We start from the raw sequence: 15264 nt of genomic DNA on the forward strand, positions 1-15264 counted from the left end.
AGCCAGGACTTATGACGACATTGCTAATTACTGGTGGCGCCGGCTTCATTGGTGCCAACTTCGTACTTCAGGCCGTTGCCCAGGGATATAGGGTCATTAATCTGGACAAACTGACGTACGCAGGCAACCTCGATACGCTCGTCTCCCTGGAGGGCGATGATCGTCATGTGTTCGTAAAGGGCGATATCGGCAACCGCGCGCTGGTCGCTGCCCTGCTCAAGGACCATGCCGTTGATGCCGTTGTCAATTTTGCGGCCGAATCACACGTCGATCGCTCCATCGACGGCCCAGCCGCTTTCGTGGAGACCAATGTCGTAGGTACGCTGGGTCTGCTGGAAAGCACCCGCGACTATTGGCGCAGCCTGGATGGCGCTGCGCAGAAAGCGTTCCGCTTTCTGCATGTGTCCACTGACGAAGTGTACGGATCGCTCGGCGACGAGGGACAGTTCAAAGAAACCACTCCGTATGCACCCAACTCGCCGTATTCAGCATCGAAGGCAGCGTCCGATCATCTGGTCCGCGCGTTTCACCACACCTACGGTTTGCCGACGCTGACCACGAATTGCTCGAATAATTACGGCCCCTATCAGTTTCCCGAGAAGCTCATCCCCCTGATCATCCAGAAGGCGCTCGTCGGCGAGGCCCTACCGGTCTATGGCGATGGCCTCAACGTGCGCGACTGGTTGTACGTGGGCGACCACTGCACGGCCATCGCGCGAGTGTTGGAAGCCGGTCGCGTGGGCGAGACCTACAACGTGGGCGGAAACGCCGAGCGCGAGAACATCACTGTCGTGAAGGCGATCTGCGCGCTGCTCGATGAGCGACGCCCGCTTGCCGATGGTCGCAAGCGCGAATCGCTGATCACCTTTGTGAAGGATCGCCCCGGTCATGATCGCCGCTATGCGATCGATTCCAGCAAGCTCCAGACAGAACTTGGCTGGCAGCCGTCGCAAACTTTCGAGACGGGTATTGCGCATACGGTGGACTGGTACCTCAACAACGCGCCGTGGGTGACTCGCGTCCTCGATGGCAGTTATCTCATGGAGCGGCTCGGCGCATGAGTACACAAAAGGGCATCATCCTTGCTGGCGGCTCGGGGACACGGCTCTATCCGATCACGCAGGCGGTTAGCAAACAACTGCTGCCCGTCTACGACAAACCCATGGTTTTCTACCCGCTGGCAACGCTGATGCTCGCTGGCATCAGGAACGTACTGATGATCAACACGCCGCACGAGCAGACGCTTTTTCAGCGTTTGCTCGGCGATGGCTCGCAATGGGGCATCAACATCCAGTACGCCGTGCAGCCGTCTCCGGATGGGCTTGCGCAGGCGTTCGTCATCGGTCGCGATTTCGTGGGCGGAGAGTCAAGCTGCCTCGTACTTGGCGACAACATTTTTTACGGTGTGGGCCTGACCGAACGCCTGAAGCGGGCTGCTTCGCGCCAGCACGGCGCCAGCGTCTTCGGGTACTGGGTCAGCGATCCTGAGCGCTATGGCGTGGCCGAGTTTGACGCCGCAGGCAAGGTCGTCGGGCTGGAAGAGAAGCCGGCGCAGCCTCGCTCGAACTATGCCGTCACCGGCCTGTATTTCTACGATGGCCGTGCATGCGATTTCGCCGCAGATCTGAAGCCATCCGCGCGCGGCGAATTGGAGATCACCGACCTCAATCGGTGCTACCTCGATGATGGTTCGCTGCACCTCGAGCAGCTCGGTCGAGGCTATGCGTGGCTCGACACGGGCACGCATGAGTCGCTGATGGAGGCGGGCAATTTTATCCAGACGATCGAACACCGCCAGGGTCTCAAGGTGTGCTGTCCCGAAGAGATCGCCTACCTCAATGGCTGGATCGATGCGGAGCAAGTCATGCGACTTGCCCAACCCTTGTCCAAGACCGGGTATGGCAAGTACCTGAGCAACCTGACCAAGCAGGGATACGTGCGCTGATGAAAGTCATTGAAACATCCCTCCCTGGCGTGGTCATCATCGAACCTCAGGTGTTTGGCGATTCCCGCGGCTATTTCTACGAAAGCTACAACCAGGCCAAGTACGAGGAAGGAGGCATCAGTCGCACGTTCGTCCAGTCGAATGTTTCACGCTCTGCCAAGGGCGTATTGCGCGGCCTGCATTACCAGTGGCCCAATCCGCAAGGCAAGTTGGTGAGCGTTCTCGAGGGCGAAGTCTTCGATGTTGCCGTGGACATCCGACATGGCTCGCCCACGTTCGGCCAGTGGGCAGGCGTCATGCTCAGCGCTGAGAATAAGCGGCATTTCTGGATTCCCGAAGGCTTCGCGCATGGTTTCTGCGTTGTTTCTGATGACGCCACCTTCAGCTATCAATGCACAGCGCTGTACGACCGCGAAGCCGACGCCGGCGTGCGCTGGAATGACGCCAGTATCGGTATCGACTGGCCGGTGAGCCACCCGTTGCTGTCGGAGAAGGACGAGAAAGCGCCGCTGCTTCAGGATGTGGCCATCGCCCGCTTACCGGAATATCCCCGTTGAAGATCGTCCTGCTCGGCGCAAACGGCCAACTCGGCCAGACGTTCCTGCAAGATGGAAACCTCGCGACACTGGGCAACGTCATTCCGGTGACGCGCGATGGCAACGTCCTGGGCATCGGCTACGGCGAACCCGGAGACCTCTCGGATCAGCAGGCCATCGTCAACCTGCTCGAGCGCATCCAGCCGGATATCATCGTGAATGCCGCGGCCTATACGGCCGTCGACCGTGCCGAGCAGGAGGAGGTACTGGCCACCCGCATCAATGGTGACGCTGTTGATGTTGTCGGCGCGTGGGCGGCCAAGCACGATGCTCTCGTCGTTCACTATTCGACGGATTACGTGTTTGACGGCGCAAGTGCAATGCCTTACGCAGTAGACGCCGGCACTGGCCCGGTCGGCGCGTATGGGCGCAGCAAGCTGGCTGGCGAAAATGCTCTTCGCGCCAGCGGTGCACAGCACATGATGTTCCGCACGGCGTGGGTCTATGCCCCGCACGGTCAGAACTTTTTGCGCACGATGCTTCGCCTGGGTGCTGAGCGGGACGAATTGCGCGTTGTGGCAGACCAGCACGGCGCCCCTACATCCACGCAGCTGATTGTCGATGGCACGCTCGCCGCCCTGCGAAAGTGGAAACAAACACTGCCAGGGGATCGTACCGAACTGCAGGGCACGCACCATTTGGTCGCCAGCGGCCACACCACCTGGCACGGCTTTGCCGATGCGATCTTTGATGCTGCGCTACGCAAAGAGCTCATCGCACGCAAACCCCGGGTAACGGCTATCTCGACAGCCGAATTCCCCACGCTCGCTCAAAGACCAGTCTATTCGGTGCTGGACAACTCACGCTTCCAACAGATTTTTGCATTTACACTGCCAGATTGGCGTCACGGTTTGGACGACGTGATTGACGAACTATCCTCCGGTACACGCTGACCATCATGCTCATCCCACTCATTCTCAGTGGCGGATCCGGCACCCGGCTTTGGCCCGTGTCACGCAAGAATCTGCCAAAGCAGTTCCTCTCCCTGACGGGCCAGGGCACTCTGTTCCAGCAGACAGTGGGCCGGACGCAGCTTCTCCCCGATGTGGATGCACCCATCGTGGTGGCCAGCGAGGATCACCGTTTTCTTGCCGCCGAGCAATTGCTCGAATCCGGCATCGAAGGGGCTTCCATTATCCTCGAGCCAATGGGCCGGAACACCGCTCCGGCCATCGCGCTTGGCGCCTTACGTGCGCTGGAGCGCGATCCCGAAGCGCTGCTACTCGTGCTTCCTGCCGACCATCTGATCGGCGACGCGCACAGCTTCACACGTGGCGTCGAGCAGGCACTTCCCGCGGCGCAGGACGGCTGGCTGGTCACCTTCGGCATCCAGCCAGATCGACCGGAGACGGGGTTTGGCTACATCCAGCGTGGTGAACCCATTGGCGATGGCGCGTTCCGAGTGGCGCAGTTCGTGGAGAAGCCGGCGCTGCCGATTGCCGAATCCTACGTAGCCAGCGGTGGCTACGACTGGAACTCGGGCATGTTCCTGTTCAAGGCCTCGCGTTACCTTGAAGAGCTTGGCCTGCACGCGCCCGAGATACTCGACGCCGTACGTGCGGCCCACGCTTCTGCGAAAGCCGACCTGGACTTCGTGCGCATCCATCCGGAAGCCTTCTCCAAGGTCCCGGACAACTCCATCGACTATGCCGTGATGGAGAAAACCCAGCGTGCGGCAGTGATTCCTGTGAAGTGCGACTGGAGCGATATCGGTTCGTGGTCCGCCCTGTGGTTGGCCGGTGTGCGCGACGCGCAGGGTAATTTGCGCGAAGGGGACACCATCACCATCAACACGAACAACTCGCTACTGCGCTCGCATGATCGACATCTACTCGCCACCGTGGGCATCGATGACCTTATTGTCGTGACCACACCGGACGCTACGCTCGTAGCCCATCGCGACGCGGCACAGGACGTCAAACGTGTAGTTGACGAACTCAAGGCGGCGGGCCGCACCGAACATTCACTACATCGCGTCGTGCGACGCCCCTGGGGCAGCTACGATTCGCTCGAATCTGCCGATCGCTTCCAAGTGAAACGCATCGTGGTAAAACCAGGCGCGTCGCTGAGCCTGCAAAAGCACCACCATCGTGCGGAACATTGGATCGTAGTCTCGGGCACGGCGGAGGTCACCTGCGACGATCGCATCTTCCTGCTGGGCGAGAATCAGAGCACTTACATTCCGCTGGGCAGCGTCCATCGCTTGCGAAATCCAGGCAAAGTGCCGCTGGAAGTCATCGAAGTCCAGTCCGGCAGCTATCTGGGTGAGGACGATATCGTGCGCCTGGAAGACGTATACGGTCGTTCCTGAGCCATTGCCGAACGAGCAATCCTAGTCTCGCCGGCTGCGTACCACCTCATCTGAGCCGACGGTGATTCGTCGGCGAGTTACCTGCCCACTAAATTCAGACGGGCCGCCATAGGAATGGCGGCCCGTTTTCATGCATCTCGTGGGACGCATACAAAGCCTTCATTCTGAAAGCTCCCATCACTCCACGGTTACCGATTTGGCCAGATTGCGAGGCTGATCCACATCGGTGCCGCGCAGCACGGCCACGTGATAGGCAAGCAATTGCATCGGCACGGTGAACACGGCGGGAGCGATGAAATCGCCGCCGCCATCCATGCGAAGAGTGACGCCACGCGATGCGTTGCCATCCATGCTCGCTTCGCCATCGGCGAAGACCAGCAGCTCGCCGCCGCGTGCGCGCACTTCTTGCAAGTTGGACTTGAGCTTGTCGAGCAGCGGGCCATTCGGCGCCACGGCAATCACCGGCATGTCTTCATCGACCAGCGCCAGGGGACCGTGCTTGAGTTCGCCGGCCGCGTAGGCCTCGGCGTGAATGTAGGAGATCTCCTTGAGCTTGAGCGCTCCTTCCATCGCCACCGGGTACTGCACGCCACGGCCGAGGAACAGCGCATGCTGGCGATGGATCAGGTGCTCGGCGAGCTCGATGATCCGAGGCTCCAACTCCAGGGCTTTCTCAATCATCACCGGCATGCGCTGCAGCTGCGCGGTCAGATCCGCATAACGCGCGGCATCAAGGCCACGATGGTGCGCTAGCTGAAGCGACAGCAGACCCAACGCCGCGAGCTGCGTGGTGAAAGCCTTGGTGGATGCGACGCCGATTTCCGGGCCAGCACGCGTCATCAGTTTGAGATCGGCCTCGCGAACCACTGACGATTCGGGCACATTGCAGATCGCCAGCGTGCCGAGGTAACCACGACGACGCGATTCACGCATGGCAGCCAGGGTATCCGCCGTTTCACCGGATTGCGAAATGGCAACGAACAGAGTGCCGTCAGGCACCACGGCCTCGCGGTAGCGGTATTCGCTGGCCACTTCCACATTCACCGGAAGCCGGGCGTATTCCTCGATCCAGTACTTGGCCACGAGGCCGGCATGGTAGCTGGTGCCACAAGCAATAATATGCAGGCCCTTCACCTGGCTCAGCAGCTCGTCGCCACCCACACCGAAGATATTGGGCAGCACGCCGTTCGGACCGATGCGCGCCTCCAGCGTATCGGCGACGGCACGCGGCTGCTCGAAGATTTCCTTCTGCATGTAGTGGCGATACTCGCCACGCTCGACGGCATCGCTGGAGAGCTCACTTTCGTGCACGGAGCGAACGACCGGTTGGCCATCCCGCCCATAAACCTGCACGTTGTCGCGGGTGATTTCGACAACGTCATGCTCTTCCAGATAGATGATCTTGTTGGTGACCTGGATGAGCGCCTGCGCATCCGACCCCAGGAAGTTTTCGCCAATGCCCACGCCTACCAACAACGGCGCACCGCGACGCGCACCGACTACACGGCCCGGCTCATTTTCGCTCACCACGGCGATGGCATAAGCGCCTTCCAGTTCGTGCACCACAGAAGACACGGCATCAAGCAGCGTCTTGCCCGAAGACACGCGCTCACTGATCAGTGCCGCCATGACCTCGGTGTCGGTTTCCGAGGTGAAGACATGGCCCCGTGCTTCGAGATCGCCACGCAGCGAGGCATAGTTTTCGATGATGCCGTTGTGCACCAGCGCCACACCGCCCTGAACATGTGGGTGGGCGTTGACCGTGTTGGGCACGCCATGCGTGGCCCAGCGTGTGTGGGCGATACCGGTACCGCCAGGGAACGGGTGGGCCAGATAGAGGCCTTCCATTTCACGCACCTTGCCCTTGGCACGGACGCGGTGGATCTGGCCACCGTCGAGAACGGCAAGACCCGCCGAATCGTAGCCTCGGTATTCCAGGGCCTTCAGGCCGGCGATGAGCAGGGGGGGCCACGTCACGCTGGGCGGCGGCGGCAACGATTCCACACATGAGTTGTTACTCCTTGAAACAGGCGCGGCACACGGACGGTCGCGAGATCGCGACTTTGTCGACAACCGATTTCAACAAACTTTCACGACCGTGGATCGGGAGGCCTGATGGTCCCCCGTCCATGCTGAACGCCCCATCGACCGGGCTTCAATGCACCTTGCGACGTAGATAGTTCAGCAGATCGATCCGGGTGATCAGACCCAGGAACTGGTCGCCATCCACCACAATGGCCACGTGCCCCCGGTCGAACACGGGCAACAGAGATTCAATAGGCGAACGCACATCCAGCATCTGCAGGTTGGTGATCATGGCCGTGGCGACCGAGTCCCGGAACCGGCTTTCGTCCGCATGCACGTGCATGAGCACATCGGATTCATCCAGGATACCGACCAAGCGGCTCCCGTCCATGACCGGCAACTGGGATACGTCGTACAGCTTCATACGCGTATAGGCGGTCATCAACAGCTCGTTTGGCCCGATGACTACGGTGTCGCGCTGAGCGAACGGGCGTAGCAGCAGGTCGCGCAGGTCACCGTGCTGTTCGCGCTCGATGAAGCCGTTGTCGAGCATCCAATAGTCGTTGTACATCTTCGACAGGTACTTGTTGCCCGTGTCGCAGACCAGCGTCACCACCCGCTTGGGAGTCGTCTGTTCGCGGCAATAGCGCAACGCAGCGGCCAATAGCGTGCCGGTCGAGGAGCCACCAAGAATGCCCTCCTTCGCCAGCAGCTCACGAGCGACCAGGAAGCTCTCCTTGTCGGGAATCGCATAAGCCTTCTTCACGCGAGTGAAGTCGCTGATGGTCGGCAGGAAATCCTCGCCAATGCCTTCCACCATCCAGCTCGCCGACTTGGTCGAGAGCGTGCCCTCGTTGATGTACTGGGTGAGGATGGAGCCGACTGGGTCGGCCAGCACGAACTCGGTATCGGGCGAGTGCTCGGCGAAGAATTTGGATAGGCCGCTGAGCGTGCCGGACGAACCGCAGCCGACCACGATTGCGTCGACTTTGCCGTCCAGCTGCTCGAGGATTTCCGGACCCGTGGTGGCAATGTGCGCCGCCGGATTATCCGGGTTGCCGAACTGGTTGATGAAGTAGGCACCCGGCGTTTCACGCGCGATGCGCTCGGCCATGTCCTGGTAGTACTCCGGATGGCCTTTGGCCACGTCCGAACGGGTCAGCACCACCTCAGCGCCCATGGCCTTGAGGTTGAAGATCTTCTCGCGGCTCATCTTGTCGGGCACGACCAGGATCAGGCGGTAGCCCTTCTGCTGAGCCACCAGCGCCAGCCCAAGGCCCGTATTGCCTGCGGTGCCTTCGACCAAGGTGTCGCCCGGGCGGATCTTGCCGGCCTTTTCAGCACCTTCGATCATCGACAGACCAATACGGTCCTTGACGGAGCCGCCCGGGTTGGCGCTCTCCAACTTCAGGAAGAGTTCGCACGGTCCAACGTCCAGGCGCTGCGCGCGTACCATCGGGGTACGTCCGATCAGTTCAAGGACACTCTGGTGGACCGACATGGGAACTCCTTAACTAGGCTCCGGCCGCGTATTGGCGACCGCTTGGGACGCTGATAATACCCGAGCCACGGGAGACCCTTTCGCAAACGTCAGAAACGACGCGGCCCCGGAAGCCGTAAGGCGCCGGAGCCGCGTTCATGCGAAAACGTCGCAGATTCAGTTGATGCGGTGCGCTCGGGTGTCCCACATGCGCTGGAGTCGCTCCTTCGCGTGGAGCTTTTCCTTCTTCATGCCTGACAACGTCATGTCGTCGATGGGAAGCACGCCGATCTCGGCGTCGTGCACCTTGCTGTCGAGTTCCTTATGGTGCTGGTAGAGCCGACGAAACTCGGCGTCCGCCTTCATCAAAGCTTCGACATCATCACGCTGCTGGTTTTCAAACATGATCGAACCTCCTCTGGAGAGAACGGCAGGTACCTGGGAGGGGCACCTGCTGACATTGAATCAGGCGCAAGCACCCCCCGATCCATGCCGTGTGACCGGGCCATGGAGAACAAATGGAGGAGAAGGATGAGCGCATGATTCAGGTCGGTAACCCAAGGTGCGAAAATGCCCCCTGGGGATTTGACCCTACTCCCCGTTTCGGGGTCATGCAAGCGTCATATTGACCGTGCAAGTTGACGGAACTTTCCGAAAAAAGATTGTCAAAACAGTCTTTTGCGCGATGCAAACACCAGCATCGCGAAATTTGAACAGAGCCGGCGCCCAGGTCAGCGATCTCACCCAACTTCCAGACAAACGAAAGGCCGACGCACATAGCGTCGGCCTTTTCTCAGTCCGAACCGGATGTGGGTTATTTACCCTGATCCTTGCTGGTCGACGAACTGTCTCCCTGCATCTGCTGTCGCATGGCTCGGGCGGCCTGCGCGGCTAGGTCGGCCTGCTTCTTGGCGGCATTGGCCACCTTGGCCTGCGCTGCCGCCAGCTTTTTGGCTTGATCGGCCTGGGCCTGGGCCTGGGCAGCAGCTTCGGCACCGGCAGCAATCTGGCGGGCGGAATCTTCCTGGGCAGCCTGGTACTGCAGGCGCTGGCGCTCGAGCTCACGGCGCGCCATCTCCGTCTCGCGGCGGCTGCCGTCGAGTTGGATCTGGTCGTGCTCGCGGTCGAGCTTGGCGATCTGCTGCTGCGCGTCCTGCCATTGGGCCGTAGCACGCGCAAGGTCGACCCGCCGCTCGGCGATGTACAACGCATGCGCGCGATCGCGTGAACGGGCCTGCGAAAGCTGATTCACGGCGTCGTGGGCACGAGCCTGCTCGGCCTGTGCATACATACCAAGCGACGGATCGCCGGAAAGCTGGCTGAGGCTGTTGTTCAGGCGGGCCACGTCCATGTCGTCCTTGGAGGAGGCATGGGCGGCACCTGCGGCAGCCACGGCCACCAGCAGCATCGAAAGACGGAAGGTCAGTTTCACAGGTGGCCTCCTTGGTCAGTGCTCGACGGAGGCGCCGGCTGGTCGGGGTTCGGGTTCTGCGGATAAGTCTGAAAGCCCTGCCCCTGCGGGATGGGCTCGCCCAGCGACGAGCTCGGCGGAGCCGGCATGTCCTGGGTCTGCTGCTGCGGCGGCAGGCTGCTCGACTGGCTTTGGTCCTGCTGTTGCTGGTCGGCCAGTGACTGGTCGATCTGGTCGCGCAGTTGCTGGTTGGCGGCCGTCTTGCTCTGGATCTGGGCGCGGGCCGCCCCCAAGCGGGCCTTGGCACGTGCCAACTCAGCGCTTGCCCGGGCTTCGTCAGCCAGCTGGGCGGCCACGTCGTAGTCACGCTTGGCCATGGCGTTCTGGGCCTGCATGAATTTGTCCTGGGCGTTCCCGAGGTCAATCGGGTCATACACCTGGGCGTCGGCGTCGCGCGCCGCCTGCAGTTGCATCTGCGCCTGGTTCATGATTCCGTCCGGCGGCGGCGCGGAGGCGCAGCCAGCCAGCGCCAGCACCATGGCTAACGTCAGGGTCGAAACCGCCAGCCGGGCGATCTGGGATCGCGCCTTCGGCGGGAAAAAGATGTGCACCATCACTCAGTCCTCTCGGAGTGTCGCAGCGTATTGTGGGCGGGCATAATCGCTTTTAGCAATGCGCACGAACAGGGGATTCGAGTGGACATCGGTTATTTCCTCAAGCTAATGGTAGACAAGGGCGCGTCGGATATGTTCCTGACGACGGGCGCCCCTGTGAACATTAAGGTCGAGGGCAAGCTTTACCCATTGGGCAATACTGGCCTGCCTAGTGGCATGGTCAAGAAAATCGCCTACTCGCTGATGGACGAGGGCCAGGTACCCCAGTTCGAGCGCGACCTGGAGTTGAACATGGCGCTCGCCGTGAAGGAAGCCGGACGCTTCCGCATCAACGTGTTCAAGCAGCGCGGCGAAGTGGGCATGGTCATCCGTGCCATCAAGAGTGAAATTCCCAGCATCGATCAGTTGCAGCTGCCGACCATTTTCCGCGAACTCATCATGGAACCGCGCGGCCTGATCCTGGTGGTGGGTGCCACCGGCTCGGGCAAGTCGACCACGCTGGCCGCCATGATCGATCACCGCAATCAGAACTCATCGGGCCACATCCTCACCATCGAGGACCCGATCGAATACCTGCACCGGCACAAGAAGTCGATCGTCAACCAGCGCGAAGTCGGCCTGGATACGCACAGCTATCACGAAGCCCTGCGCAACGCGATGCGCGAGGCGCCTGACGTGATCATGATTGGCGAGATCCGCGACACGGACACGATGGAAGCCGCCATTTCATTTTCCGAAACCGGCCATCTCTGCCTTGCCACGCTGCATTCGAACAACGCTGACCAGACGTTGGAGCGAATCCTCAACTTCTTCCCGGAATCGGCCCACAAGAACGTGTTGATGAACCTCGCGCTCAATCTGCGTGCGGTGATCAGCCAGCGTCTCGTGGTCGGCAAGGACGGCCGCCGCCTGCCAGCGACGGAAGTGCTGCTGAACACGCCACTGATCCGCGACATGATCCGCCGCGGCCAGGTGCACGACGTCAAGGAAGCGATGGACCGCAGCCTGCAGGAAGGCATGCAGACCTTCGACCAGTCGCTGTACCGCCTCTACAAGGAAGGCCGCATCGAGCTGGACGAGGCACTCAACAAGGCCGACTCCCGCGATGGGTTGGCGCTCAAGATTCGCCTGTCCGACAGCGGCAACACCGAAAGCACCGAACTGGTCGGCAACGACCCCTACGGCCTGGGCTTCTGAGCCCGGCCGTCAGGCCGCGGGGCGCGTGCCGCCCCGCGCGCCTCGCACCCAGCCGAAACTGAGCACCCAACGCGAGCCTTGCTCGATCAGGGTCACGCTGTGCTCTTCCAGATCGGGTCGAAACAGCTTGATGCGCCGGCTCGCGTGGATCGGCCGGGCACAGACGAATTCGCCACCTCGGCGAGCCGGCCAGACGATGATATTCAACCGATAGTGCCGACCCTGTGCGACGCGATCGGTGTGAGGCGGCACTGACGATCCCTGCGGAAACTTCAGCAGATAGCAGTCACAGGGAAGCGGCCATAACGTGCCGCCGAGCAACAGTTTGTCGTAGCCGCTGCCCTGCCGCCCTCGCTGCCAGCGCCACAGCTGCTTCCAGAACGATGCCACGCGCTTAGCCCTGCGCGGCAGGTGCGTCCGGCTGCGCCTCGGGCGCGGCATGCTGGAAGGCCTCCAGCGACTGACAGGCATCGTGGATGCGTTGAATGGTCGGATACTCATCCAGCGGCAGCTTCCAGCGCACCGCGTTATAGACCTGCGGCACCAGGCAGGCGTCCGCCATGCTGGGCGCGTCGCCATGGCAGAAACGACCCGTGGCCACATTGCCCGCCAACATCGCCTCTATCGCCTGCAAGCCCTGCCCGATCCAGTGTCGCGACCACGCGCCCTTGGCCGCGTCGTCCGCGCCGAACTGGGCTGCCAAACGCTGAAGCACACGCAGGTTGCCAAGCGGATGCACATCGCAGCCAATGATCTGAGCCAATGCGCGCACCCTCGCCCGCCCAACAGGGTCGGCAGGCAGCAGCGACGGCGACGGATGCGTTTCGTCCAGGTATTCCATGATCGCCATGGACTGGGTAAATACACGCCCGTTATCGACCAGACAGGGCACCAGTTCCTGCGGGTTCAGTGCCTGGAAGTCGGGCAGGTGCTGCTCGCCGCCCTGGTTCACCAGATGCACCGCCTTCGACTCGTACGACAGGCCCTTCAGGTTCAACGCGATGCGCACCCGATAGGCGGCGCTGGAGCGCCAGTAGCCGTACAACACCAGATCCTGGCTCATACCCATGTCCTCATAGGGAAATATCAGCTGCCCAGGATACCTGCCGCGTGGTTTGCATCGCCGGGGACCGGGCGGGACAATACGCGATTCGCGCCTACAGGCGTCCGCATCCATGAATCCAAGCCAGGAGTTCCGCCGTGTCCGTTACCCGCATGAGCGATCTTGATCTGCGCGGCAAGCGCGTGCTTATCCGCGAAGACCTGAACGTGCCGATCGAGAACGGCCACATCACCTCCACCCAGCGCCTCGACGCTGCCCTGCCGACGATCAAGGCTGCCCGCGACGCCGGCGCCAAAGTCATGGTGCTGTCGCATCTGGGCCGTCCGAAGGAAGGCCAGTTCGACGCCGAATCCTCACTGGCGCCGGTCGCCAAGTGGATGAGCGACAAGCTGGGCCAGCCGGTTCGCCTGGTGGCCGACTATCTCGACGGCGTCGACGTCTCCGACGGCGAGGTGGTGGTGCTGGAGAATTGCCGCATGAACGTGGGCGAAGGCAAGGACGACGAAGCGCTCTCGAAGAAGTACGCCGCGCTGTGCGACGTGTTCGTCATGGACGCCTTCGGCACGGCACATCGCGCGCAGGCCTCCACGCACGGCGTGATCAAGTACGCCCCGATCGCCGCGGCCGGCCCGTTGCTGTCCGGCGAACTGGATGCGTTGGGCAAGGCGCTGGAACACCCTGCCCGCCCGCTGCTGGCGATCGTGGCAGGCTCCAAGGTCTCCACCAAGCTCACCCTGCTCGAGAACCTGATCGGCAAAGTCGACCAGTTGATCGTGGGCGGCGGCATCGCCAACACCTTCATCGCTGCCATGGGTTACCAGGTCGGCAATTCGCTGTACGAGCCGGACCTCATCCCTGCCGCCAAGAAAGTCATTGCCGACGCCAAGCGCCGCAACGGCGATGTGCCGCTGCCGGTCGACGTGGTCGTGGCACCGGAGTTCTCCGCCCACGCGCCCGCCACGGTGAAGCCGGTGGACCAGGTGAAGGAAGGCGAGATGATCTTGGACATCGGCCCCGAGACGGCGAAGCGCTACGCTGAAATGATCGCCAAGGCCGGCACGGTCGTGTGGAACGGCCCGGTGGGCGTGTTCGAATTCGACGCCTTCGGTCACGGCACCGAGACTTTGGCCCGCGCTGTCGCGGCCTCCTCGGCCTTCTCCATCGCCGGTGGTGGCGACACCCTTGCTGCGGTCGACAAGTACGGTATCGAGAAGGAGGTCTCGTACATCTCGACCGGCGGCGGCGCCTTCCTCGAATTCCTGGAAGGTAAGGAACTGCCGGCCGTGACCGCCCTCAAGGCACGAGCAGCCAAGTAATGCTCTGCCTGTTCGACCTTGACGGCACGCTGATCGATTCGGAGATCGGCATCCTGGGCTGCGTCCGCCACGCGCTGACGCAGCTGGGCGTGGCTCATCCCACGGAGATGCGCCACTGGATCGGCCCACCGCTGCGGCATAGTTTTGCGCCGCTGCTGGATCATGATCATGACCGCATCGAACTGGCGGTGGAGTATTACCACCAGCGCTTCCATGCCATCGGCTGGCGCGAGCACACGGTGTATCCAGGTATCGACGCGATGATCGACCGACTACAGTCGGCCGGTCATACGTTGGCCGTGGTCACCAGCAAACCCGAGCGGCATGCACGCCCAATCATCGAGCACTTGCCTTTCGGTGGTGCGTTCAACCGCCTGTATGGACCGGACCCGTCCAGCCCACATAGCGAGAAGGCATCGATGATCGCCGCCGCGCTTGCTGATTTCAGCACGTCGCCAGAGCAGACGGTGATGATCGGTGATCGCCATTTCGACATTGATGGCGCCGTCGCCAATCGCGTGCAGGGCATCGGCGTGCTGTGGGGTTTTGGCAGCCAAGCGGAGTTGGAAAAGGCCGGAGCGCATGCGCTGGCCCGCGATCCGGAGCATCTCGCCGAGTTGCTCGCCGCATAAGTTCGACCGCTGCAGGGGCGTACAAGCGCGCCCCTGCAGAAGCGTACCTGTCGTAATGGGCTCAAACGCTGGCGATAAGCGCCGATAGGTCCGTCACTCCTACATCGACGCCGGCTTGCGCCAAAAGTGTCGTCACCTGTCCGCGATGATGCGTCTGGTGATTGAAGAAATGCATGACCACGAAGAAATACGGCTTGCGGAATGCTTCGCCGCGCGTGTTCACGTATTCCAGCGCGTGGTCCAGGTCGTCCTCGGTTACCGCCTCCGCCCACGCCTCAATCATATCGTCGAGAAAAAGACGACTTTCGGTAAGCGCAGCGAGATCGCCAAACGGCTGCGCAGCCAGATCACGCTGGATCGGCAGCCCTCGCACTTTATCGAGCGCCGCATAGCGTGCCGGGTGATCGGCAAAACGCTGCAGCCAGATCATGTCAGCCACGGCGATATGGCTCAATGTTCCATGAATCGAACCGAAGAATGCGCCACGCTCCGCCATGACTTCCGTCGGCGGAAGTGTCGACGCAGCCGTGTAGACCTTGTCGTTCATCCAACGGTTGTAGGCAGCCATTTGCCGTAGGTGGTCGCGTCGCAATAGAGCAGTGATCGTCATGGTTCGAACCTGATTGTCGCAAGCGCGCAGCGTAGCGCCGATGACCAACGGCGTCGCCTGCCAG

The 15264-nt window shown here is 61.7% G+C and carries 15 protein-coding genes and 1 pseudogene; 8 read left to right on the forward strand and 8 right to left on the reverse strand.

All coding sequences use genetic code 11. The features are described 5' to 3' along the window. Window positions 1-11: 11 nt before the first annotated feature. Genes rfbB through DYST_RS10445 form a run of 5 tightly spaced genes read left to right on the forward strand, consistent with a single transcriptional unit; the run spans window position 12 to window position 4852 of the window. A complete protein-coding gene (gene rfbB / locus DYST_RS10425) occupies window positions 12-1061 on the forward strand; it encodes a dTDP-glucose 4,6-dehydratase (protein ID WP_239951724.1) in 1050 nt (349 codons plus the stop codon). Further along, entirely contained in the window at window positions 1058-1945 is an 888-nt protein-coding gene (gene rfbA / locus DYST_RS10430) for a glucose-1-phosphate thymidylyltransferase RfbA (RefSeq protein ID WP_239951726.1), read from the forward strand. The genes rfbB and rfbA overlap by 4 nt, the downstream gene beginning before the upstream one ends. Continuing rightward, window positions 1945-2502 (forward strand): dTDP-4-dehydrorhamnose 3,5-epimerase, encoded by a 558-nt coding sequence (gene rfbC, locus DYST_RS10435; RefSeq protein ID WP_239951728.1) that lies wholly within the window; start codon window positions 1945-1947, stop codon window positions 2500-2502. Before rfbA ends, rfbC begins: the two co-directional genes overlap by 1 nt. After that, window positions 2499-3434: a dTDP-4-dehydrorhamnose reductase gene (gene rfbD / locus DYST_RS10440; protein WP_239951730.1), complete on the forward strand. Its 936-nt coding sequence runs from the start codon at window positions 2499-2501 to the stop codon at window positions 3432-3434. Before rfbC ends, rfbD begins: the two co-directional genes overlap by 4 nt. Window positions 3435-3439: 5 nt before the next feature. After that, window positions 3440-4852: a mannose-1-phosphate guanylyltransferase/mannose-6-phosphate isomerase gene (locus tag DYST_RS10445; protein WP_239951732.1), complete on the forward strand. Its 1413-nt coding sequence runs from the start codon at window positions 3440-3442 to the stop codon at window positions 4850-4852. Window positions 4853-5029: 177 nt separating this feature from the next. Here DYST_RS10445 and glmS read toward each other — a convergent pair. From glmS to DYST_RS10470, 5 genes and pseudogenes are all read right to left on the reverse strand, one after another. After that, window positions 5030-6860 (reverse strand): annotated as a pseudogene (glmS, locus tag DYST_RS10450) (glutamine--fructose-6-phosphate transaminase (isomerizing)). A 147-nt stretch (window positions 6861-7007) separates the two neighbouring features. Further along, window positions 7008-8378, reverse strand: coding sequence for a pyridoxal-phosphate dependent enzyme (locus tag DYST_RS10455; RefSeq protein WP_102302016.1), 1371 nt, complete (start codon window positions 8376-8378; stop codon window positions 7008-7010). Window positions 8379-8534: 156 nt separating this feature from the next. Continuing rightward, window positions 8535-8762 carry a YdcH family protein gene (locus tag DYST_RS10460; RefSeq protein WP_102302015.1) on the reverse strand — a complete coding sequence of 76 codons (228 nt, stop codon included), beginning with the start codon at window positions 8760-8762 and terminating at the stop codon, window positions 8535-8537. A gap of 409 nt (window positions 8763-9171) precedes the next feature. Continuing rightward, window positions 9172-9765 (reverse strand): hypothetical protein, encoded by a 594-nt coding sequence (locus DYST_RS10465; protein WP_102302165.1) that lies wholly within the window; start codon window positions 9763-9765, stop codon window positions 9172-9174. Window positions 9766-9785: 20 nt separating this feature from the next. After that, window positions 9786-10382: a DUF4398 domain-containing protein gene (locus tag DYST_RS10470; RefSeq protein WP_102302014.1), complete on the reverse strand. Its 597-nt coding sequence runs from the start codon at window positions 10380-10382 to the stop codon at window positions 9786-9788. 81 nt (window positions 10383-10463) lie between these two features. Between DYST_RS10470 and DYST_RS10475 the strand changes: the two genes are divergently transcribed. Next, window positions 10464-11579 (forward strand): PilT/PilU family type 4a pilus ATPase, encoded by a 1116-nt coding sequence (locus DYST_RS10475; RefSeq protein ID WP_199178908.1) that lies wholly within the window; start codon window positions 10464-10466, stop codon window positions 11577-11579. Between the two features lie 9 nt (window positions 11580-11588). Here DYST_RS10475 and DYST_RS10480 read toward each other — a convergent pair whose 3' ends face one another. Together DYST_RS10480 and maiA are read right to left on the reverse strand one after the other, a co-directional pair. After that, entirely contained in the window at window positions 11589-11969 is a 381-nt protein-coding gene (locus tag DYST_RS10480) for a hypothetical protein (protein WP_239951733.1), read from the reverse strand. 4 nt (window positions 11970-11973) lie between these two features. Then, window positions 11974-12642 carry a maleylacetoacetate isomerase gene (gene maiA, locus DYST_RS10485; RefSeq protein ID WP_239951734.1) on the reverse strand — a complete coding sequence of 223 codons (669 nt, stop codon included), beginning with the start codon at window positions 12640-12642 and terminating at the stop codon, window positions 11974-11976. A 137-nt stretch (window positions 12643-12779) separates the two neighbouring features. On the opposite strand from maiA, the gene DYST_RS10490 reads away from it, so the two are divergent. Both DYST_RS10490 and DYST_RS10495 read left to right on the forward strand, forming a co-directional pair. Further along, window positions 12780-13958: a phosphoglycerate kinase gene (locus DYST_RS10490; protein WP_239951737.1), complete on the forward strand. Its 1179-nt coding sequence runs from the start codon at window positions 12780-12782 to the stop codon at window positions 13956-13958. After that, complete coding sequence (locus tag DYST_RS10495; protein ID WP_239951738.1) at window positions 13958-14590, forward strand: HAD hydrolase-like protein; 633 nt, start codon at window positions 13958-13960, stop codon at window positions 14588-14590. Before DYST_RS10490 ends, DYST_RS10495 begins: the two co-directional genes overlap by 1 nt. Before the next feature lie 61 nt (window positions 14591-14651). Here DYST_RS10495 and DYST_RS10500 read toward each other — a convergent pair whose 3' ends face one another. After that, window positions 14652-15200: a DinB family protein gene (locus DYST_RS10500; protein ID WP_239951740.1), complete on the reverse strand. Its 549-nt coding sequence runs from the start codon at window positions 15198-15200 to the stop codon at window positions 14652-14654. Window positions 15201-15264 lie beyond the last annotated feature (64 nt).

This window comes from Dyella terrae (assembly GCF_022394535.1).
Classification (GTDB): domain Bacteria; phylum Pseudomonadota; class Gammaproteobacteria; order Xanthomonadales; family Rhodanobacteraceae; genus Dyella.